Below are 21,816 nucleotides of genomic sequence, written 5' to 3'. Positions count from 1 at the left end.
ATCTACTGTAGGAGCGATAGCGTTCGCCTTTGTCTGCGGGAAATACCCACTACTAAGTGGATTACAATGAAAATTTCCTGCAGACGCGGGGTCCCCGCAAAGTACTCGGACTTAGCTTCCCTGATTGAATTTCACTTTGCGGGGTGGGGCAGCGACCGGAAGCAGATACCCCACCCTTTCGTAAACCCCTCTATTACGTCAATTAGCCACTTTTTCAACAAGCTCCGGACGATTACTCGTCCGCTTGCGTTCCTCCGCTCACCGGAAGACGAATGGTAAAACTGGAGCCTTCGCCGACCCTGCTGTTCACCTCAATCGTTCCCCCGTGAAGATCCACAATCGATTTCGTAATCGACAGTCCCAGCCCGGCCCCTCCGTAAATGCGGGCGCGCGACGAGTCGATCCGGTAAAACCGTTCGAACAAGCGCGGCACATGCTCTTCCGGAATGCCGCTGCCGTTATCCTGAACCGACAGCAGAGCCTCCTCCTGCGTTTGCTCTAACGAAACGCTGACGGTGCCCTCAACTGGATCGGTATGCTGAACGGCATTGTGGAACAAATTGAGCAGCACTTGCTTGATTTTGTCTTTGTCGATGCGGGCGGACACGTCAGGCTGAACGGAGAACTGCACGTTTCTCCTGCCTGCCAGCAGCCGGAGCTGCGGCTCCATTTCATCGACGATACCGCTCAGCGATTCTTCCTTCAAGTCCACGGTCGGATGACGATCCAAGCGGGCCAGGAGCAGCAGGTCCCGAACCAGCTTGTTTAACCGCTCCGACTCCCCGTACATGCTTCTGAGCGCTTTGTCCAGCTGATCCGGCTTCTGGGCCGCTCCCCGCAGCAGCACCTCAAGAAAGCCGTGAATCGACGTAAGCGGCGTACGAAGCTCGTGCGAAGCATCCGCAATAAAGCGCCGCATCTGCTCCTTGGCTTCCTTCTCCGTTTCGAACGAAGCTTCCAGCCGTTCCAGCATCCGGTTAAACGACCGGGAGAGCCGGTCGATCTCCAGTTGGCCTTGATGCGCCGGCAGCCGCTCGTCCAGCTTCCCCGCATCGATCTGCTCTACGGTTTCGATCATGTTGGAAAGCGGGACGAGGGTTCTGCGCAGCACGGGAAGAAATGCGGCAACCCCTATCCCCAGAGCGGCTGCAGCCAAAGCCAGGAAGGTCCAAAGCTGGCTGAGCAGCACATCCCGAATCGGCTCCATGCTCGTGCTGATCTGGGCAAGACGCCCGCGCGGAGCGATCCGCTGCAGAACGACCAGTTGGTCCATCCCCTTGTCGTCCCTGACGATCCGATAGTGCGGCTGCCTTTGCTCCCGCCCCAAAGCCTCGCGGTACTCCTCGGCGGGAAGCCGCGGCACCGACCCGGCGCGGGGATTCTTCGTGACGACCCGGAAGCTGTCGCCCGGCCCGACGAACGCCAGCGAAGCTTCGGGCAGAAAAGGCCCCCTTGCCCGGCCGTTTTCGAAGTTCGGATTCGCCCATATATCCAGTGGAATGGAAAAAAATTGGCTTTGGATGCTGGCGACTTTATTTTTAATCAAAAATTGCTCCATGAACACATATTGCAAAACGCCGATTAACAGCAGCAGTCCCGCCAAAATAAACAAGGAACGGGACAGGAGCTGAAGGCGAAGCGAACGAGGCGCGAAGATACGCCGGATCCGGTACCACCCCCGCATCACCCGAGGTCTACCCGGTAGCCCGATCCCCGGAGAGTCCGAATGATCCGGTGCTCCTTGTCGTTCAATTTATCGCGGAGCGAGCGGATGTACACTTCGACGATATTGTCCTCCCCGCCAAAATCGTATCCCCAGACCTTGTCCAAAATGACCGTTTTGCTCAGGACCAGGCCGTGATTGACGACCAGAAAAGACAGCAGCTCGTATTCCGTCGGCGAAAGCTCCAGCACCCGGTCTTCGTAGCGGATTTCTTTGCGGCGGTCGTCGATGCGGAACGGCCCGTACGCCACCTCCGCGAACAGATGGGGAAACTGGTTGCGCAGCCGCGCATAAATCCGGGCCAGCAGCTCCTCGAAGCTGAACGGCTTGACCATATAATCGTCGGCCCCGAGCGTCAGTCCCTTGACCCGGTCTTCCACTTCTTCCTTGGCCGTCAGCATGATAATGGCGACGTGCTCGGTTTTCTTCAGCATCCGGCATACCTCAAACCCGTCCATGCCGGGCATCATGACGTCCAGAATGACGATGTGCGGCCGGGCTTGCTTGGCTAACGTGACGGCTGTAAATCCGTCCGGCGCGGTAAAAACTTCAAAGCCTTCGTTTTGCAGGCCCAGCTCCAAAAACTGGACAATATTCGGTTCGTCGTCGACGATTAATATTTTTACGCCTTTGATTGGCTGCATGATGTCACCTCTTTTTCATTGTACACCAATCCCGACCGGTTGACGGACGCGTTGGGGATGATTCAGCGAACTTTCAGTTTGCCCTCACCGTTTACGCAACGTATTTTTGCCCGACAGCCTTATGAAAAGGGGAGCGCGAGTATATACTAACTAATATATTTCAGGAACAGGAGGGATTGCCGATGCCCGCACCCGCCAAATATCCGAAAACGAAAGGGACGCTGATCGTTGAAGGCCGGGAGCTGACGGTAACGAATCCGGATAAGCCGCTGTGGCCGGAGAAGAAGATTACGAAAGCGATGTATCTGCAAAAGCTCGCGGAGCTTTCCCCTTACCTGCTGACGTATTGCCGCGACCGTTATCTGACAACCATCCGGTTTCCTCATGGCTGGAACGACAAGTCATTTTATCAGAAAAACGTCCCTGAGCCGACACCCGATTTCGTCAAGACGGCAATGCTGGAATCGATCCGCTACGTTCATCTGGATTCCCTGCCGACGCTGCTGTGGCTGGGGAATTTGGCCTGCCTGGAGTTCCATCCCTCGTTTCATCGGATCGGCGAGACGCTGCCCGTCGAATGGGTGATCGATATTGACCCGAGCGTCGATCCCGAGCCGCGCATTATGGAGGCGGCCCAGATTATCGGCGGCATTCTGGACGGCATGAATATCCGGTCCGTACCGAAAACGTCCGGCGCCACAGGCGTGCAAATCTACGTCCCGATCGCCCGGGAGCGCGGCTATACGTTCGAGCAGCTCCGGCGGATCGGTCAATTCGTCGCCACGTTCGCGGTGCAAAAATACCCGAAGCTGTTCACCGTCGAGCGGCTCAAAAAAGACCGCGGCACCTTGATTTACATCGATTATCTCCAGCACTGGTACGGCAAGACGCTGTCCGCTCCCTATACGCCGCGGGCCCGCAAGGACGCCACGGTGTCGACTCCGCTGACTTGGGACGAAGTGGCGCTCCGCCCCGATCCCCGGGATTTTCACCTGCTGAACATCATGCAGCGCCTGCAGCAAAAAGGAGACCTGATCGCTCAAGTCCCCCCGCAGCAGTTGGATCACGTGCTGTCCTTTATTCGTTAGCCCAGGAAATCGGCGCCACGCCGCTTGTTAGAAAAGCGGCGACAGGAGCCGCGCAATGACTTCCTTCCCCTTCTGCCAACGGGAGCGTTTCTCGAACGCCTCCAGCTTGACCTCGCGGCTTTCCTTCAAATCGAGAATAAAATCGGTTTCCAGCCGGTGAATCGTTTCTTTGTCGAACAATACGGCGTTCAGCTCGAAGTTGTTGTAAAAGCTGCGCATGTCCATATTCGCGGTACCGACCGAAGCGAGCAGATCGTCGATCAGAATGACCTTCGCATGGATAAAGCCTTTTTGGTAGGCATAGAAGCGGACTCCGGCCTGCATCAGCTCTTCCAGATACGACCGGGAAGCATAGTTCACGATGCGCGAATCCGCTTTTTGCGGGAATATGATCCGGACGTCCACTCCGCTGATCGCCGCCGTCTTCAGCCCCATGGTAATGCTTGGATCGGGGATGAAGTAAGGGGTGGTAATGTAAATTCTCCGCTTGGCCGCCGTGATCGATGCGAAAAACATCTCCAGAACGGCATCCCAATGCGCATCCGGCCCGCTTGAAATAATCTGTACGGGCTTGCGGCCTGTGCAATCGTGCTCAGGATAAAATTCCGAATCCGCCAGCCGTTTTCCGCTCACAAACATCCAGTCGGTCAAAAACGTATACTGCAGCGAATACACCGCGTCGCCTTCCAGCTCCAAATGCGTATCCCGCCAGTACCCCAGTTTGGGATTCGCCCCCAGGTATTCGTCTCCGATGTTGATTCCCCCGAGAAAGCCGCGGACGCCGTCAATGACGACGATCTTGCGGTGATTCCGGTAATTCATCCGCTTGTCGAAAAAAGCAATCACCGCCGGCAAAAAGAAGTATACCTCGCACCCGGCCCGCTTCAGCTCTTGAACAAATTTGCCATCGAGCTGGTAGCTGCCGATGCCGTCGAAGATGCAGCGCACCTTTACGCCTTCCTGCGCTTTGCGGATCAGCAGTTCATGAAACTGGCGCCCAATGCCGTCGTTGCGAATGGTGTAAAACTCAAAATGAATATGCCCCTTCGCCTGTTCCATGGCAGCCAGTATCGCCGGATACGCCGCGGTGGCGTCGGTCAGCACCCGCACCTCGTTATGTATCGTAATGAGGGCACCGGGAATGTTATTGAGCAGCGAGAACAGCCTGGGCTCGTGCCGCCAGCCTTTCAGCCGATCCTCCTCAGGCTGAAAATCCGCCGAATACTGCTTTTTGCCGAGATGCCGAATATCGTTCACGAGCCGCAGCCCGTTGCGCTTCACTTTTTTCCGCTGCGTGTATTCTTTAGCCAAAAAATAATACATGACAAACCCGATGACCGGAATGAGAAACAAGATGAAAAGCCACGCCATCGCCTTGGCCGGGCGGCGAAACTCCCCGACCAGAATCGTGAGAATCTGAATGATGAATAAGGTCAGTGCGATGACGAGCCACAGCACGTCGTCATTCCTCCTTTTTACAACAACAGGCGCTTTCCAATCTGTCCTAGCTTTTACCTCTAGCCGCCCGCCTATTCCTCATTATGGCACAGGAACCCGACGATTTGTCATAAAATTTCGCAAATGGTGGAAAATATACAAGACATGCTCCGGCAATGCTTGGATAAGATGCCGCGGGCAGGAAGGAGTGCCATGATCCACCCGAAAAACCGCAAGAAAAAAGGACAGGACGCCCCGGAACACCCGCTGCGGAAAGCGGAATACCGTTTTATCGACGAGCTGCGCTCCGTCCCTGTCTTTATGAGCATCGAAGACAACAAAAGCTATTTGGAGGAACTGTTCAAGGACTGCTCCGATTTCGTCATTCGCGAGTTCCGCATCGAGCAAAGCTTGCCGGCGATTTTGTTTTTTGTCGACGGCATGGCCAAGACGGAGCTGGTGAACGATACGATGAAGTCGCTGATGATTCTGGAAGGCGGAGAGGAGCTGATCGACAACATCTCCGATATGACGCTGCCCGTCTCCCAGATTCAGAAGGCGGACAATTATGCGGATATGCTGCTTTCCGTACTCGGCGGCGACACGGGGCTGATTGTCGAGCATAACAACAAGGCACTGCTGCTCGGCATGAGGGGAGCGGAAAAAAGATCCATCAACGAACCCGATACCGAGTCGGTCGTACGCGGCCCCCGCGAGGGCTTCGTGGAAAATATCCGGACCAACACGTCCATGATCCGCCGCAAGCTGAAAACGCCGCATTTAAAAATGAAGCCGATGATCCTCGGCCGGGAAAGCAACACTAATGTCCTCGTCACTTACCTAGACGATCTGGCGGACCCGAGCATCGTTCATGAAGTTGTCAAACGTCTCGAAAAAATAAACATCGACGCCGTACTGGAAACAGGCTATATCGAAGAGCTCATACAAGATTCGACGTATTCGCCCTTCCCGCAGCTTCAATATACCGAACGCCCGGATGTCGTCGCGGCCGCCCTGCTGCAGGGACGGGTCGGTATACTTGTAGACGGGACGCCGTTTACGCTGATCGTGCCGTTCGTCTTCGCCGAAATTATGCAGGCCAGCGAGGATTACTACGAGCGGTACCAGATTGCTACACTGATCCGGTGGCTTCGGTATACGTTCATGATCCTGTCCTTGCTGACGCCGGCCTTATACGTCGCTATTACAACCTACCATCAGGACCTGCTCCCTACGTCTCTGCTGCTGTCGGTCGCCGCCGCCCGGGAAGCGATCCCGTTCCCGGCCGTCGTCGAAGCGCTGATCATGGAAGTGACCTTCGAGGCGCTGAGGGAAGCGGGCATCCGGCTGCCTAAAGCGATCGGATCGGCGGTCAGTATTCTGGGCGCACTCGTTGTCGGACAGTCGGCGGTGCAGGCAGGCATCGTATCGGCGCCGATGGTGATCGTCGTATCGCTTACCGGGATTGCCTCGTTCACGATCCCGCGGTTTAACGGAGCGATCGCGATACGAATGCTGCGTTTTCCGATCCTGATCGCCGCTTCACTGTTCGGGATGTACGGCATCTTGGTTATGATCATGCTGATCATGGGGCATCTGGCCAATCTCCGCTCCTTCGGCATTCCTTACTTATCGCCGATCGGACCGCTATCTTCCGGCGACCTGAAGGATATTCTCTTCCGCTCGCCTTGGTGGGCGATGGGAAAACGTCCTTCCTTTATGCCCCTGCAGGATAGCAAGAGGTTAGACGATACGCTGCCGAAGGAAATAACGGAGCAATCCGGCCAGCGGGGCAAAACCATCGACCATACGATAGAGGAAGGAAAGGAGCCTGTAGAATGAGATCGCGCCGGACCCGCCTATCCCTTGTTCTGCTCTCCCTGCTCTGCCTGACCGGGTGCTGGGACCGGGTGGAAATCAACGACACTGCCTTTATTTTGACGACCGCGGTGGATGTGGAGCAAGACGGCAAGATCCGGTACAGCGTGCTGCTGCCGCTCCCCGGCAATATGGGCGGTGCCTCCGGAGGCGGAGGCGGAACGGCCGGAACGAAAAGCTACTACATCGACTCCGAAGTCGGCACCACGTTTCGGGAGGCGCAGGCCCGGCTGCAGCGGCGGATGTCCCGCCGCATGTTTTTCGCACACCGCAGAACCTTGTTGATCGGAGAGGACTTTGCCAAACGAGGAATCCGGAACCTCTTCGATACGACGCCCCGTTCTCCGGAAAGCCGGATGACGATTTATATGGTCGTCACCAAAGGAAAAGCTTACAAGCTGCTGCAAGCAACGCCGCAGTTCGAGCGTTTCCCGTCGGAAGCGATCCGGGAGCTTGTGAAGGCCCGGAACGTCATCCCGATCAACATGAAGCAAATCGCCCTCTCGCTCAGCAGTCCCGGCAGCGATGCCGTAACGGTCTACATGGGCGTGAAGGAATCGGAGAAAGACTCCAAAAACACGAAGAAGTCGAAGGAGATCGAGTTCCTCGGCTATGCGCAATTTCGCGAAGACAAAATGACCGGCGTATTTGAGAATGCGGAGGCAAGCGGGCTTGCCTGGCTGAAAGACATGCCTGTACAAGCAATCGCTACCGTAAAAATTGAAGACCGGTATACGATTACGCTGAGCATCTTCGATTCGAAATGCCAGATTCGGGCCCATACGTCACGAGGGAAGCTCCGGTTTGACATCCGCACGGAAGCCAAGGCCAAAGCAACCGAAGTCTTGGGCATGTACGACCTCAGCCAAACCGGCAAGGTCCAGAAAGTGGAGGAAGCGATGAACCGTTACATTGAACAAGCGATGCGGAAAGCGATCCGCAAAATGATCGGCAACCGCACCGATTCCGCACAATTCGGATCGTACTTGTGGCGGGAGCATCCGGGGCTCTGGGAGAAGAAGTACGCATCGCGCTGGCCGGCCGGGATGAAGGATGCCGAATTTCGCATACAGGTGAAAAGCGTGCTTACGGAAACAGGCCTGATCTACGAAAACGTAACGAAAGCGGAGCGTCCCCGATGAACTCCCAGTTTCTCGTATGGTTTATGGTGCTGATGGCATTTCATTTATTTTTGAACTTGAAGCATTGGGCGAGGCAGCCGAAGGCAACGGCACGGCTGTACACATTCATTACGCTTGTGACACTGGGTCTCTTTCTCTGCGTGGCATCGGGCTATCAGCCCCCGATGCCGACACGTTTTTTCATCGAACGGGTATCGCCGTGGGTCTTCTCAATTATCCATCCTCAATAAACGATGCGATGGAGGAAAGCGGGTGAACACATGCCTGTCAACACGCAAGTCATTAACCAAAGACAGCTCGCCTGGCAGGTCGGATCGCTGCTGATCGGCGGCGGGCTGCTTAGCATCCAGCATGATCTGATCCGGATCATGCATATGGATACCTGGTTCGTCTATTTGCTGCCCACCGTTTATATCCTTTTCATCGCATACGTGTTTACACAGCTCAGTATGCGGCTTCCGGGAAAGCATCTTTTCGAGATCAACTTCATTTTGTTCGGCCGCTGGTTCGGCATGCTCGCGAACATGGTGCTGTTGATCCATCTATGGTTCATCCTGGTGCGCGATCTGCGGATGTTGGGCAAATTCATCGGCACGCTTCTTCTCCCGAACACCCCCGAGGAAATGCTCGTTCTGCTCCTCGTCGTCATGCTTATGTTTTACGGCCGAACCAGCGCAGAAGTGATTTCCCGGGTCAACGACTTGTTTTTTCCCGTTTTCTTCGCGCTCATGTTAATGCTGCCGTTCCTGTTGTCCAACGAAATGAGCTTCCGTTTACTGCAGCCGATCCTGACGACTCCGCCTAAGCAGCTCGGATACGCAGGCCTTCTCAGTATCGGCTGGTACGGGGATATCATCATTGTGGGGGCGTTTTTGCATATGATCTGGAATTCCAGACAGATTCACTCCGCCCTTCGGCACGGTTCACTGCTGGCTACGGCGCTGCTGTCGCTTCTCCTCCTTATGGAGGTAGCCGTCCTCGGGCCAAACATTCCCGGCAACCTGATTTACCCGGATTACAGCTTGGTGCAGCACATTCAAATTACAGACTTTTTGGACCGGATGGATTTGTTTATTCTGAGCGTCTGGTTCCCGATTATCGTCGACAAGATCATCTTCATCTATCTCGCCTTCCTGATCGGGATCACCAGCCTGATCCGGCAAAGGGACTACACGCTTATCAATTCCCCGGTCAGCCTGTTTTTGCTGCTGACCACGCTTCTCGCTTTCACGAGCACGCCGGAGGTATTCAGCTTCGGCAATTACAGCTCGCCCGTGCTTGTGCTCGGCTATCAGCCGGCGATGCTGGCGGCGTTGCTGCTGCGCATGAGAAGATTCCCGAAACGGAATCCTGAGTCTCATGCGGACGGCTCTCCGGGGAACAAGCAGGGACACGGCCGGGACGGGATGTCCAAAGGGAGAAATCGCCACCCGGGGAAACAGTTCGGCGCGCGTCTGGGCGCCATATCAGGCCGTACGTGGCTGCGGGCCGGCAATGTGCTGCTCGTCCTCGGATTTGTTTTTGTCGGCGCGGGCCTTATCTTCAGCCGGGACTATGCGCTCATCGGCAAGCTGGCCGGCTTCGGCTATGCCCTCGTCCTGGCGTTATTGCTGTTCGTCACGCATATGGAAATGCGGAAAGCCAAGGACCTCGCAGCGAGGAGCAGCCCGAACTCGGCGCAGCCGTCATGACTTGGCCCGCTCGATCCCGACGATCCTGCTCAGGGGGATCAAGATGACCAGTTCCTCCTCTTCTCCGGCACGGTTTACGCGAAGCTCGACAAAATCGGCCCCGGTGCGGACCAGGACCGCCTCGAACGGGCCGTCGGCAGACGCTGTCCGGACGTTTACGCGGGGGCCGGTTCCCTTCTTCCGGATATCGAAGAGGATGATTTCTTGCATCGAGGCGGGCACGAAGTAATGCTGACCCATCCGGATAAACCGTTTGCCGACCTCATTCAGCACGCCGGCTCCGCTATCGAAGCCTTCGGCCTGCAGAGCGATATCCCGCTTCAAATGGAGCGTCAGACGTTCGAGCAGGTCCATGCGGGTTGTTTGTAAAAATGACAAGCGAATCCCTCCATCATACACAATACTTTTACTATTAGATATATGTATGTGAAAGGAGGGCATTTCTTGACCGGCCTCGCCGAATAACCGCCTCGGACCGAGGAAGATCCACCGAAAGGAGCCGTCATGAAGTTCACATGGTTTCAAAGCAAGCTGACGTTCGTCATCATTCCCGGGGCAAACGGAAGCGTGGTTCGCCTCAAGCTGTCCCGCGCCGCCCTATGCTGCGCAGCCTCTTTTATGCTGCTGCTGTTGGGGACGACCTGCATTCTCGCGATTCGCAGCCTGCATTCCACCGTTTCCGTTTCGCTGAAATCGGTGGAGATGAAAGGGCGGACAGCGCAGCTGGAGCAAGATATACACCGGAAAAACGCAGCCATCGAACGGCTGCAAAACGATATTTATGCGCTTTCGAAGCAAGCCTCGGAAGTGCGGAGCCAAATGGAGCGGATGAAGCGGCTCGAGCAGGATTTGCACAAGCTGGCTCCCGGCAGCGTCGAGCGCCGGAAAGCCGACGGACAATCGGCATCCACTGCCGTTTCTGCCGGCGCAGGGGGGATGGGGGGCGAAGCGTTCCCCGTAACCGAGGGGCAGACGCACGAGCTCGCCGCAGCGACGGGAGCCCGTTACACGGCACTGCACGCCGAGATGAAGGAGCTTACCTCCCGGCTCGGCCAAACGAAGCTCCGTCTTCAGGAGAAGCAGGAGCGGCGGCAGCGCACGCCCGATATATGGCCTACGTTATCCAAAGTCGTTACCTCCCCTTACGGCTACCGCAAAGACCCGTTTACGAAAAAGCTCAGCTTCCATCGCGGCATTGACATTGCGGGTAAGCTGGGCGATCCGGTCTATGCGGTTGCAAGCGGAATCGTCCACTCGGTCGCCTATGACAAGCTGCATGGGCACAACGTCATTATCGAGCACGATAAAGGGCTGCGAACGTGGTACATGCATCTGAACAGCACACAGGTGAGCCAGGGCGATAAGGTCGATAAAGGACAGGCGATCGGTCAATTGGGTACAACCGGCCGAAGCACCGGCCCCCACCTTCACTACGAGGTGCTGCTTAGCGGCAAAAGCACCGATCCTGCCCCCTATATGCCAAGCGATAACCGAAAAAAGGAGAGGAACAAGTGATGTTTCGAATCAACGGTTGGCGAAGCCGGTCTTCGCGTTCCGGACGCTCCGTCTCGCTGATCGGCGAGGGAAGCGTCCTCGAAGGAGCGTTCCGCTCGGAAGCCGACGTGCACATCGAAGGCGAATTTCAAGGCGTGCTTCAAGCCGCAGGTGAGGTGACAGTCGGAGCGAAGGGGATCGTTCGCTCCACCGATCTGCGCGCCCGCGACGTGGTCATCGCCGGAAGGCTGGACGGACGCGTCGAGGCGGAGGGTATCGTCCGCATCACCCCGACGGGCCGCTTGGTCGGCACCGTCCGCGCCGCTACGCTAATTATCGAGCCCGGGGCCGTGTTCCAAGGCCAGAGCGAGATGGGCCAAACGCCGCAGGAGGATGCGTCCCTTGTCATAGCCGTGCTATAATGAAGAGAAAAGCTTTTTGTTGTTGAGGTTGATTACCTTCGTTCAGGCTATTTTGGCCGAAGAGCAAAAAAGGGATCGCCGCGAGTTTTTTTCACGAATCCCATCCACTTCAATACAATCAAAGGATTCGTGAAAAACGTGTCTGAGTGAAGGCGAGCCCTTTTTTGCTCGCAGGCCGGACGCAGCCGGCTCGAGGGCATCTTTTTTGCAACAAAAAGCCTAGAAAGAGTAGGAGAAATCGATATGACCAAAGTGCAGCAGACGATACTGTTTGATATGGACGATACGCTTCTGTATTGCAACAAATTTTTCGATATGGTGATCGACCAATTCGCGGACCAAATGGAAGCGTGGTTTCACGGCTACCACCTGTCCATCGGGGAAATCAAGAAAAAACAATCGGAAATCGATTTGGAGCGGGTGCTGGTCAGCGGCTTTGCACCGGACCACTTCCCCCAATCGTTCGTCGATACGTACGAATATTACACCGATTTGACCGGCCGGTCCAAAAATGAGGCGGAAGTCAAACGGCTGATCGAGCTCGGCGCCTCCGTCTACGGTCACAGCATCGAGCCGTATCCTTATATGGAAGAGACGCTCCGCATGCTGCAAGAGGACGGTCACATGCTTCATTTGTACACCGGAGGGGACCCGACGGTGCAGATGCGCAAGGTGAAAGAAGCAGGGCTGGAACGGTTCTTCGGCAAGCGGATCTATGTCACGCGCCATAAAAACGCCGAATACCTCGACGGACTCATCCGCGCGAACGGCTTCGACCGGAACAACACCTGGATGATCGGCAACTCGCTTCGCACCGATATTATCCCGGCGCTCAAAGCGGGCATTCACGCCATTTTCATGCCTGCGGAGCTGGAGTGGTCCTACAATCAGGTCGAAGTGGACGTTGAGCCTGCGGGTGCTTATTTCACACTGTCTTCCTTGCGGTACATCCCCGAAACGATTCGCGACTATACGGCTGCGAAAATCGCCGCGGGCTCCTGACCGCCGCCGAATAACGGGCCGGAGGCCCGCACACTCGTCCCGCTCTCACAAGCCCGCGCATGATTTGCCGGGTGTCCCCATACAATGTTGGGGAAAGGGTGATGAGCATGAGCAGCCTCCACCGGATCGTCGAAACCGCCACCGATCGTTTGATGCAGATGCTGCTGACGCGGCAATCGCAGGACGGGACGTGGCGTTTTTGCTTTGAAAACGGGATCTTGACGGACGCGTACCTAATTCTGTTGTTAAGCTCGTTAAACGTAAAGGACGAAAACCTTGTACGACGTTTAGCAAACCGGATTTTAGCGAAGCAGGAAGCGAACGGCGCGTGGAAATGGTTTTACGACGACGGGGACGGGCATTTGTCGGCGACGGTTGAGGCTTATGCGGCGCTGCGGTATGCCGGTCTTCCTGCTTCCGACGAGGCGATGACGCGGGCGAGACGGTTTATTTTGTCCAAGGGCGGCCTGCGGAACGTCAGCGGCTTGTTGACCAAGGCGATGCTGGCTGTCATCGGCCAATATCCTTGGCCGCGGCCGTTCCCCTTTCCGCCTGAATTGCTGCTGCTTCCCCGGTCGTTCCCGCTGAGCTTTTACCGCTTCTCCAATTACGCGCGCATGCATCTGGCGCCCGTTGCGATATTGGGCGTCCGGCAGTTCACGGTCAAAACGGCGGGGACGCCCGACTTGTCCGAGCTGCTCCCTGCCCGCGAGCGCTGGTCGGCGCATGCCGAGGGAAGGGATATCGGGGAAGACCGGCGCCTCTCCGGCTGGTGGAACGACATTCAACGCGCTCTGCATAAGCTGCCTTACCTGCCGCAGGAGCTCCGCCGGCTGGCGCTTCGGCATGCCGAGCGCTATATGCTTGAGCGGATCGAGCCGAACGGGACGCTGTACAGCTATGCGTCCTGTACGTTCCTGATGGTGTATGCGCTGCTGGCGCTCGGGTACGACGAGCGGCATCCCGTCATCACCCGTGCGGTGCAAGGCCTGATCTCGCTCGCCTGCGAACCCGAAGGGCAGCTGCACATCCAAAACTCGCCTTCCACCGTCTGGGATACGGCGCTCCTTAGCCATGCCCTGCAGGAAGCGGGGCTGCCGGCCTCGCACCCGGCGATCCGACGGGCGGACGCCTACCTCCTCTCGCGCCAGCACACGAAGCTTGGCGATTGGAGCACCGATGTCGAGAACCCCGTTCCCGGCGGCTGGGGCTTCTCCGACGTCAACACGATCGTGCCGGACGTGGACGATACGACTGCCGTGCTGCGGGCGCTGCGCCGAAGTCCCGGACGGCCCGAGGCCGGGTATGGCGAAGCAAGAAGCCGCGGCCTCTATTGGGTGCTGTCGCTGCAGAACGACGACGGCGGCTGGCCGGCTTTCGAGCGAAACAAAAATTCCCCGCTGCTCGCCGCCCTTCCCGTCGACGGTGCGGAGGCGGCGATTAACGCTTCAGCCGCGGATCTGACCGGGCGCGCGCTGGAATATTTGGGCACTTGGGCGGGACTCCGCCAAGAGCAACCGTTCATCCGGCGCGCCGTCCGGTGGCTGCTCGACCGTCAGGAGCGGAACGGCTCCTGGTACGGCCGTTGGGGCATCTGTTACATTTACGGCACATGGGCCGCCGTGACCGGGCTCGCGGCCGCCGGGGTTCCGCCGGATCAACCGGAGCTGCAGCATGCGGTGAGGTGGCTCATCGGCATCCAAAACCCGGACGGCGGCTTCGGCGAATCGTGCCGCAGCGACAGGGCCAAAATCTACATCCCGCTGGGCGCCAGCACGCCCTCGCAGACCGCCTGGGCGCTCGATGCGCTAATCGCTGTACATCCGGCGCCAACCGACGCCATCAACCGGGCGGTACGTGCGCTGGCGGACATGCTGGAGGCCGGGGACGCCTCTTGGCCGGCCAAGTATCCTACCGGTGCGGCGCTGCCCGGCGATTTTTACGTGCGCTACCACAGCTACAACCTGATCTGGCCGCTGCTGGCGCTGACGCATTACAGGAACAAATACGGGCCCTGACCGTACGAAAGCTAACGAACAGGAGACAGCAATCATGGAAAAAATCCTAATCGCAGACGACGAACGGGACATTCTGACGTTCATGGAGGACGCTTTGACGGACGAAGGCTACGCCGTGCTGACCGCTTCGGGGGGCGAGGAAGTATTCGCGCTGTTGAAGGAACAGCCCGATCTGATCATTCTCGACGTGATGATGCCGGGGCTTGACGGCTGGGAAGTATGCCGCTCCATACGCCCGCTCGTGACATGCCCGATTTTGTTTTTGAGCGCGCGCGGAAGCGAAACGGACCGCATTCAAGGGCTGATGGTCGGCGGAGACGATTATTTGGTGAAGCCGTTCAGCATCAAGGAATTGAAAGCGCGCGTGCAGGCTCATTTGCGCCGGGAGCGCCGCAGCGAGACACGGGCGAGCCGGTCGATCCTGCACTTCGGCGAGCTGATGCTGGATTTGGACACCTACCAGCTTCATTACCGGAACCGGTCGATTCCTTTAACCGCCCGGGAATTCGAGATCGTGCAGCTGCTGATGATGCATCCGAATCAGGTGCTGTCGAGGGAACGCATCTACGAGAAGGTTTGGGGCCTTGAAGCGGAAGGCGACTCGGCCACGGTGACCGAACACATCAAGAAGATCCGGTCCAAGCTGGCGGAGGCGGACCCGCATACGGAGTATATCGCCACGGTCTGGGGAGTCGGCTATAAAATGGGAGCCGGCGCATCATGAGCAAGCTGACGTTCCGCAGCCAATTCGGGGTCGCTTTTCTGCTCGTGCTGCTCCTGAGCTTCGTCTGCTCCATCGCCTTCTGGGGTGCAAGCACTTATTATATTTTCACAAACGACAAGGCCGTTCGCCCGGCAAACTATTACGAAAAGCAACTTCCCGAAATTACCGGCTACGCTCTCGGGCAAAAGGAAGCGCTCTTGACGCCCGCCGCCCGGACCGCTCTGGAGGAGCGTATCCCAGTGGCCGGCATTCAGTATCAGGTCCTTGATGCCCAGGGCAAATTCCTGTACGGCACGATGGATAAAAGCTACATTTCTTCCAAGGAAGAGCTGGTGTCGAAGCTGAACACGAACGAACGCGTCAACGGGAAGATCGTGCTGTACTATCCCGTAACGGATGCTCAAGGCGGGCTCGCCGGCGTGTTCGTGCTCCGCTACGATTTAAGTCTGGTCACAAGCAACGCGGACCAGCCGATGGCTACGTTTTTGCTCATCGTTACCAATTTGGCCGCTCCGTTCGTCTTTATTATGCTGTTCACGTTTCTGTTTGCCCGAAGGCTCGGAACCCGCCTGAAGCCTCCGGTCAGCCGGCTGACCGACGGAGCCCGCCGGATTCAGCAGGGCGATCTGGATTTTACGTTGGCGGATGTCGGCGGCTCCAAGGAATTGGCCGAATTGGCCTCCGCTTTCGAGGAGATGCGGCGCGCGCTGCACGACTCGCTCACGGCCCAATGGAAGATGGAGCAGCAGCGCCGCGACATGGTGGCCGCGATCACGCACGACCTGCGCACGCCGCTGACGATCATTCAGGGGCACGTGGACAATCTGCTGGAAGGGGCGGCACAGCGCCCGGACCGGCTCCCCCGCTATTTGCGGACGATCCAGGGAAATACGGAACGGGCGGCCCGCCTGCTGGACGAGCTGACGACGATATCGGATATCGAACGTCCGGATTTCACGTTATCTCCCGTCGTCTTCGAGCCCCTTCCGTTCTTCGAGCGTAAACGCGATGACTACAAGCTGCTGTGCGAGAGCAAGCAAGTTGCCTTGCTCCTGGACACCGACGGCTTGCTGCCCGCTCAACCGCTGCGCATCGATTTCCTCCGGCTGGAGCAAATCATGGACAACCTGATGGCCAACAGTCTCCGCTTTACTCCAGAGGGCGGCGAAATCCGTTGGCGGGTCGGCTATCGGGACGGGCGGCTGCACTTCGAGGTGCAGGATACGGGACGGGGCTTCAGCGCGAACGACCTCGCGCATCTGTTCGAGCAATTTTACCAAGGGGACCCGTCCCGCTCTGAAGAAAAAGGCCACGCGGGACTCGGACTGTATATTGTGAAGAAGCTGGCGGAGAAGCATGGCGGTCATGCCGCCGCGTTTAACCGCCCGGAAGGCGGCGCACGGATATGCGTCACGCTAAAAGAGATGGCCTCCGCCTAGCGGGACCATCTCTTTTCGTTATCCTGCGGATTTTGTTGTCGAAGCGGAAGGATTGTTCCAATACGTGAATCCTCTCCAGAGCCATTCGAGCGGTCCGATCGAGAACCGCTTGAACCATAAGCGGCTCCACACCATCTGTGCCCCAAACACGGCCAATGCCAGCAGCAAGCCTAATGCGGGTCCGACCTTCCCATACCAACCCAGCCCGTACCCGTAAAACAGCAGCGTACAAACGACCGACTGCAGGATATAATTGGTAAACGCCATCCGGCCGACCGGAGCGAAGAGCGACAACGGGCTATGCTGCGAAGACCGCTTGAACCATAAAGCGACCAAAGCGATGTAGCCTAAGCTGAGCAGCGGCGAACCCAGCAGCACCCCGAGCAAGACAAACAAGTTTTTCGCCCCGGCGAAGGCGGCTTGATCCGGTAGCAGGACAGCCGCGATATTCGTAATCAGTCCGAAGCCGCCCGCCCACCAGCACAGCCTGCGCAGCAAACCGGCATGAGCCGGAATGTCGTGAAACACGCGGCGTTTGGCAAAATAAGCGCCGAGCAGGAACAGGCCGAGAATCTGCGGATAAAACGCAATCTGGTTAAAAAAGCTCATGACCCAGTCGCCGAACCGCTGCTTGCCGATTTCGGCAAACGTGCCGCTGCCGTAGACCAGTTGATCGTGTGCGATCATTTTTTGTGCGCGTGCGATCATTTCCGGCGAGAGCTTGGGGGTGGCCGGCGCTCCCGTCGCAACCAAGACGGCCGGAATTAGCAGCAGGAGGCCGATAGCCCAGATCAGCAGCGTCCTTGGCCGGCGTTTATGGAACAAGAGCAAAATAAATCCGAGCAGCGCGTAATGCACCAGAATGTCCCCGAACCAGATCAGGATTCCGTGGATCAGCCCGAAGACTAAAAGCGCAAGCAGCCTTCTGGCGTACAGCCGTCCGAAGCGGTTCCCTTTCTGCTCCGCCCGTTCCTTAAACAGCATCATCCCGTACCCGAACAGGAAGGAAAACATGGCCATAAATTTTCCGTCGACAAAAATTCTTTCCAGCATCTTCACCGCCTGGTCCCAGATCCCGGGCCACTGCTCGATCTGCATTTGAATCGCCTGCAGCGAGCTGCTGTAAAAGGTCATATTGACCAACAGGATGCCGAGAATGGCGATCCCCCGGACGATATCGAGGAGAACGATTCGTTCGTTGGCTGAAGTTGGTTTCATGATAAGGCTCCTTTCGTCAATCCGATCATTCTGCCGGATCTCCGGCACTCCCTTATCATAGCGGCCAATTCTAAGAAATTTATAAAGCCGGACGGCGATAAGCATGCAAAAAACCCGAATCGCCATAGCGACCCGGGGTTTCGGGAAAAGAACAAGCCTTATTTATAATACGACGTCGTTAACGGAACGACATAGCCGGCATCCGATTGCAGCTTTTCGAAGTAAATGAACAGTTCTTTTACCCCGCTGATATCGACTTCGATCGTTTTCATGCCGTCTTTTACGGCAACCGATTCTTCTTTCAGCAGCGCTTTGGTTTGGCCGTCCTCGATCTTGATCTTCGGGATATCCGCGCCGACCGCGCCGATCTGCAAAACCAGCTTTTGATACTTTTTATCCGGGAACAGCATGAAGGAACCCGAACGGAGGGCATCCCGCACATCGTACAGGACTTCCTGATAATCTTTGTTCGCATAGGTCGTATGCTTTTTATCCTTGGAGTAGTCCGCATCGGAGAACTTCTGCGTTTTGATCGCCACGCCCTCGGTTTTTTCACCGAGCAGAACGGTGCTCGTCTCCTTGTCGTAATCGACGGCTACATTCAAAGCTCCGGCTACGGCCCGTACCGGCAGGTACGTGTTGCCTTCATAGGTAATCGGCAGGATGGCATTGCCCTGCTCGTCGTTCAGCTGTACCGACTTGATCTACTATTTTCCAATCTCCATTTTCTCAAAAAATAGGGCTGGGAAAAAGAGACTATTTGTCTATTTTAGGGCTTTTGTCACTTCTTGTCCGGGATCTCGAATGACACCGTCGTGCCTTCGCCGGGCCTGCTTTGGATGGATAGGCCTTTCCCGTACCGCTGCTTCAACCGCCGGTTCGTATTGGACAGTCCGATCCCGTCTTTGCTTTTCGCCGTCAAATTCAGCAGCTGATCGGCCCATGCTTGCTCCATCCCGATGCCGTTATCCTTGACTTCAATAAGCACGGAGCCCTCGCGGCGGACAATCCGGATCACTACCGTCCCCCCTTTCCCTTGCCGAAGAAGGCCGTGCTTGAGCGCGTTCTCGACCAAAGGCTGGATCGTCAGCGGAGGAAGCGTCAGATCGATCTCGGGCCCAACCTCCCACACGACGGTTAACCGGTCGCCAAACCGCTCCTGCTCGATATACAGGAAGGCTTGAATCAGCTCCAGCTCATGGGTAAGCTCCACCAGCTTGCCTGAATTCAGAAAATCGAAGCTGATCCGCAAATACGACGCAAAGGCGTCGATTAAATCGCGCATCTTGTTCGTATCGATGTCGCTCAGCACCATAATCGAGTTCAGCGTGTTGAACAGAAAATGGGGATGGATCTGCGCCTGCAAATAAGCTGCCTCCATGCGCAGCCGTTCGTTGACGGATTGCTTCAACGTGGTCAACGACCAGATGCGGTATTTCAGCTCGAGCGCGTCGACCGGCTTGGTCACGTAATCGTTGGCCCCGGACAAAAATCCGGTGTAAATGTCCGCTGGCTGGCTCCGGGCGGTCAGCAGCAGCACCGGCAGCTCCGAAATGGAGAAATGCGCCCTCACCTGCCGTGTCAGCTCGTAGCCGGACATATGGGGCATCATGACGTCGACGATCAGCAGATCCCAAGGCTCCGCGTCGAGCAATTCCAGCGCCTCCCGGCCCGACGAAACGGTCCTGACATGGTATGGCTCCGTAGCGAGAATGCCGACAAGCACCTTCAGGTTGACCGGATCGTCATCGACCGCGAGAATGTTCATTTTGTCCCCGGCAAAGGAAGGCGCTGCGGACGGCAAGTCAGGCCACACGCGGCTTAGGTCCTTGGAGAGGCCTAGCTCGCTCCCCGCTTTCTTCTCTTCGGCAGTCAGCACTTGCGGGACGTGCTCCGGCGAGAGGCCCGTTTCAACGGCTACCGGAAGCCCGAAGCTGAAGACGGAGCCACGGCCCGGTTCGGAGCGGACCTTCAGCTCGCCGCCGTGCAACTCCACCAGCTGCTTGCAGATGCTTAGGCCAAGGCCGATGCCCCCGCTGCCGCTTTTTCCGTGAGGCCCTTGCTCATAAGGCAAAAAGATGCGTGCCTGTGTCTCTTCATCCATGCCGATGCCGCTGTCGGAGACCCGAACGACTACCTGCTCTCCGCTCATTTCGGCGGAAATGACCACCGTTCCTTCGTCGGTGTATTTCAAGGCGTTATGTACCAGGTTGAACAAAATTTGCACAAGTCTTTTTTCATCCGCCCATACCGGCGGCACCGTATCCGCAATCTCAATTTTGAGCTGAACGGGCTTGGAATCGGTAATAAACCGCAGCATTCCGGCGACGCCGGAGGCGACGGCTTGAATGTGCAGAGTCTCCTTCTGCAGCACGATGCGTTTATCCTGAAGCTGCGCTACGTCGAGCAAGTCGTCGAGCAGCTGCGACATCCGGCGGCTGATCGTGATCAGCAGCTCCATGTTCTCGAAGCTGGCGCGGTCCATGGCATGCTTCTCTTTCGCCGCCACGGTCCGGGCGATATTCAAAATGCCGTGCAGCGGCGTTCTCAGCTCATGCGACGTATTCGCAAGGAACTGGTCCTTCAGCTTGTCGGACGTCCGCAGCTGCTCGTTCAGCCTGGCGTTCTCCTCGGCATTGCGGAAAAACCGCTTGAACCAGTAAGCCGAGAAGCAAATAATGGCTGCGATAATGTCGACAGGATAGTAGACACTCACCGCTGCGGTATATCCCCAGGCGATGCTGGATCCGATGCTCATCGCGGCGAACAGCAGGAACAAGGCGTCTTGATCGTTTCTGGCCACCTTGCGGCCGAGCAAATACAAAAACCAGACTACGGGAGCCAAATAAAGCAAAGAAAACACTTTAACGTACATCGATTCGTAAATGAGCGGCGGGGAGGCGGCAAGCACAAATACCGAGTAGAGCCCCAACAAGGCGCCATAAGCGCGAAACCATCGGGTACCGGAGGCATGGCCGTCAAAGTTTCTGGCCAGAAGCACCATGAAGAAGGGCAGCCACAAGTAGGATAGCAGCCTGATTTTCAAACCCCAAGCGAAATTAAGCGGCAGCCAGATCATCAGCAGGTTGTCGTTATCGGAAACGACAGAAATGCCCGCGACCGCAAGCAGCAGGAAAAAGATAAGGAGCACCCTATGCCGCGGGTTGAACAAATACAAGATGATGGCGTACAAGCCGTGCAGCAGCAGCACGATGAAGGTCACGAGCTGAAACCCGACGGAATACCAGCGTTCGTAGTCAATGGCTGCCTGTGAGCCGAAACGAATCGGCTTTAGAATACCTCCGTTCACCGGGCTTTCATAATTGGCTGTACGTACAAGCAGTTCGATTTCTTTCACATCGCCCTGTTCATACGTTGCGGTATAGGATACTTTTCTCGGTTCGTACGCCTCCGCGTTCTCCGCAGGCCGGCCAAATTCGGCTACAATCCGGCCGTTAATTTCGATAACGGACGAAGCCATGATCTCCTGAATCCAGAAGCCGTAAGGCTGGCTTAACGGCTGATCGACCAGGATGCGAAGCCGGTACGTCCCGTAGCCGAACGACGAATCCGAGCCTTCCGGCATGTCTTTGCTCCAGTCCCCGGGGACTTGGACGACATTCGGACGGCCCGCGGACGGACTCCTCAGGTCTTCATGGGAAAGGAAGGCACCGGGGTAAAATTCCCACTCGCCGTCCAGCATCAGGGCGCGGGAATGCTCTAGATTCCAGCCCCGCAGATCCAGCACGCCTTGAACCGCGCGGGGATGCTCCGGAGAGCCATAGGCCAGAAACCAAAGCCAGCGAAGACCAAAGAGAACGGACAGGAACAATAAAATAACGGCACTCACTTTGAGGGCGTTTTTGTTGGTTATCTGCGTCATAAAGTGTAAATTT

General features: G+C 56.8%; 18 protein-coding genes. 11 read left to right on the top strand and 7 right to left on the bottom strand.

Annotated elements, in window-relative coordinates; translation table 11 throughout:
• Positions 1 to 232: 232 nt before the first annotated feature.
• Together KQX66_RS09095 and KQX66_RS09090 are read right to left on the bottom strand one after the other, a co-directional pair.
• A complete protein-coding gene (locus tag KQX66_RS09095) occupies positions 233 to 1,684 on the bottom strand; it encodes a sensor histidine kinase (RefSeq protein WP_216792165.1) in 1,452 nt (483 codons plus the stop codon).
• Entirely contained in the window at positions 1,684 to 2,367 is a 684-nt protein-coding gene (locus KQX66_RS09090) for a response regulator transcription factor (RefSeq protein WP_010496046.1), read from the bottom strand. The genes KQX66_RS09095 and KQX66_RS09090 overlap by 1 nt, the downstream gene beginning before the upstream one ends.
• A 182-nt stretch (positions 2,368 to 2,549) precedes the next feature.
• Between KQX66_RS09090 and ligD the strand changes: the two genes are divergently transcribed.
• Positions 2,550 to 3,455, top strand: coding sequence for a non-homologous end-joining DNA ligase (ligD, locus tag KQX66_RS09085; protein ID WP_216792137.1), 906 nt, complete (start codon positions 2,550 to 2,552; stop codon positions 3,453 to 3,455).
• 27 nt (positions 3,456 to 3,482) lie between these two features.
• On the opposite strand, the gene cls is transcribed toward ligD, so the two are convergent.
• Positions 3,483 to 4,913: a cardiolipin synthase gene (gene cls / locus KQX66_RS09080; RefSeq protein WP_216792136.1), complete on the bottom strand. Its 1,431-nt coding sequence runs from the start codon at positions 4,911 to 4,913 to the stop codon at positions 3,483 to 3,485.
• A gap of 192 nt (positions 4,914 to 5,105) precedes the next feature.
• Here cls and KQX66_RS09075 point away from each other — a divergent pair, with 192 nt between their 5' ends.
• From KQX66_RS09075 to KQX66_RS09060, 4 genes are read left to right on the top strand one after another with little or no spacing between them, the layout of a single operon-like run.
• Positions 5,106 to 6,734, top strand: a complete 1,629-nt coding sequence (locus KQX66_RS09075) for a spore germination protein (protein WP_216792135.1) — start codon at positions 5,106 to 5,108, stop codon at positions 6,732 to 6,734.
• Positions 6,731 to 7,912 carry a Ger(x)C family spore germination protein gene (locus KQX66_RS09070; RefSeq protein WP_216792134.1) on the top strand — a complete coding sequence of 394 codons (1,182 nt, stop codon included), beginning with the start codon at positions 6,731 to 6,733 and terminating at the stop codon, positions 7,910 to 7,912. The genes KQX66_RS09075 and KQX66_RS09070 overlap by 4 nt, the downstream gene beginning before the upstream one ends.
• Positions 7,909 to 8,142 (top strand): hypothetical protein, encoded by a 234-nt coding sequence (locus tag KQX66_RS09065; RefSeq protein ID WP_036693716.1) that lies wholly within the window; start codon positions 7,909 to 7,911, stop codon positions 8,140 to 8,142. Before KQX66_RS09070 ends, KQX66_RS09065 begins: the two co-directional genes overlap by 4 nt.
• Positions 8,143 to 8,172: 30 nt before the next feature.
• Positions 8,173 to 9,603, top strand: coding sequence for a GerAB/ArcD/ProY family transporter (locus KQX66_RS09060; protein WP_216792133.1), 1,431 nt, complete (start codon positions 8,173 to 8,175; stop codon positions 9,601 to 9,603).
• Here KQX66_RS09060 and KQX66_RS09055 read toward each other — a convergent pair.
• On the bottom strand, positions 9,598 to 9,981 hold the full coding sequence (locus tag KQX66_RS09055; RefSeq protein ID WP_216792132.1) for a hypothetical protein: 384 nt from the start codon (positions 9,979 to 9,981) through the stop codon (positions 9,598 to 9,600). The genes KQX66_RS09060 and KQX66_RS09055 overlap by 6 nt on opposite strands.
• Positions 9,982 to 10,107: 126 nt before the next feature.
• Here KQX66_RS09055 and KQX66_RS09050 point away from each other — a divergent pair, with 126 nt between their 5' ends.
• The 6 genes from KQX66_RS09050 to KQX66_RS09025 all read left to right on the top strand — a co-directional run bounded on the left by KQX66_RS09050 (position 10,108) and on the right by KQX66_RS09025 (position 16,702).
• Positions 10,108 to 11,118, top strand: coding sequence for a M23 family metallopeptidase (locus KQX66_RS09050; protein ID WP_216792131.1), 1,011 nt, complete (start codon positions 10,108 to 10,110; stop codon positions 11,116 to 11,118).
• Positions 11,118 to 11,519: a bactofilin family protein gene (locus tag KQX66_RS09045; protein WP_216792164.1), complete on the top strand. Its 402-nt coding sequence runs from the start codon at positions 11,118 to 11,120 to the stop codon at positions 11,517 to 11,519. Before KQX66_RS09050 ends, KQX66_RS09045 begins: the two co-directional genes overlap by 1 nt.
• 243 nt (positions 11,520 to 11,762) lie before the next feature.
• Positions 11,763 to 12,521, top strand: a complete 759-nt coding sequence (locus KQX66_RS09040) for an HAD family hydrolase (RefSeq protein WP_216792130.1) — start codon at positions 11,763 to 11,765, stop codon at positions 12,519 to 12,521.
• 107 nt (positions 12,522 to 12,628) lie between these two features.
• Positions 12,629 to 14,539, top strand: coding sequence for a squalene--hopene cyclase (gene shc, locus KQX66_RS09035; RefSeq protein ID WP_216792163.1), 1,911 nt, complete (start codon positions 12,629 to 12,631; stop codon positions 14,537 to 14,539).
• A 34-nt stretch (positions 14,540 to 14,573) separates the two neighbouring features.
• Positions 14,574 to 15,263, top strand: a complete 690-nt coding sequence (locus KQX66_RS09030) for a response regulator transcription factor (protein WP_216792129.1) — start codon at positions 14,574 to 14,576, stop codon at positions 15,261 to 15,263.
• Positions 15,260 to 16,702, top strand: a complete 1,443-nt coding sequence (locus KQX66_RS09025; RefSeq protein WP_216792128.1) for a sensor histidine kinase — start codon at positions 15,260 to 15,262, stop codon at positions 16,700 to 16,702. Before KQX66_RS09030 ends, KQX66_RS09025 begins: the two co-directional genes overlap by 4 nt.
• Before the next feature lie 18 nt (positions 16,703 to 16,720).
• Here KQX66_RS09025 and KQX66_RS09020 read toward each other — a convergent pair whose 3' ends face one another.
• The 3 genes from KQX66_RS09020 to KQX66_RS09010 form a co-directional block, all read right to left on the bottom strand.
• A complete protein-coding gene (locus KQX66_RS09020) occupies positions 16,721 to 17,920 on the bottom strand; it encodes a DUF418 domain-containing protein (protein ID WP_216792127.1) in 1,200 nt (399 codons plus the stop codon).
• Between the two features lie 158 nt (positions 17,921 to 18,078).
• Entirely contained in the window at positions 18,079 to 18,576 is a 498-nt protein-coding gene (locus tag KQX66_RS09015; protein ID WP_308647201.1) for a stalk domain-containing protein, read from the bottom strand.
• Between the two features lie 125 nt (positions 18,577 to 18,701).
• Positions 18,702 to 21,803: an ATP-binding protein gene (locus tag KQX66_RS09010; RefSeq protein ID WP_216792126.1), complete on the bottom strand. Its 3,102-nt coding sequence runs from the start codon at positions 21,801 to 21,803 to the stop codon at positions 18,702 to 18,704.
• Positions 21,804 to 21,816: the final 13 nt, after the last annotated feature.

It is taken from the genome of Paenibacillus oleatilyticus (assembly GCF_018998565.1).
GTDB classification, from domain to species: Bacteria; Bacillota; Bacilli; order Paenibacillales; family NBRC-103111; genus Paenibacillus_G; species Paenibacillus_G oleatilyticus.
This window is presented reverse-complemented; position numbering and strand designations above follow the sequence as displayed.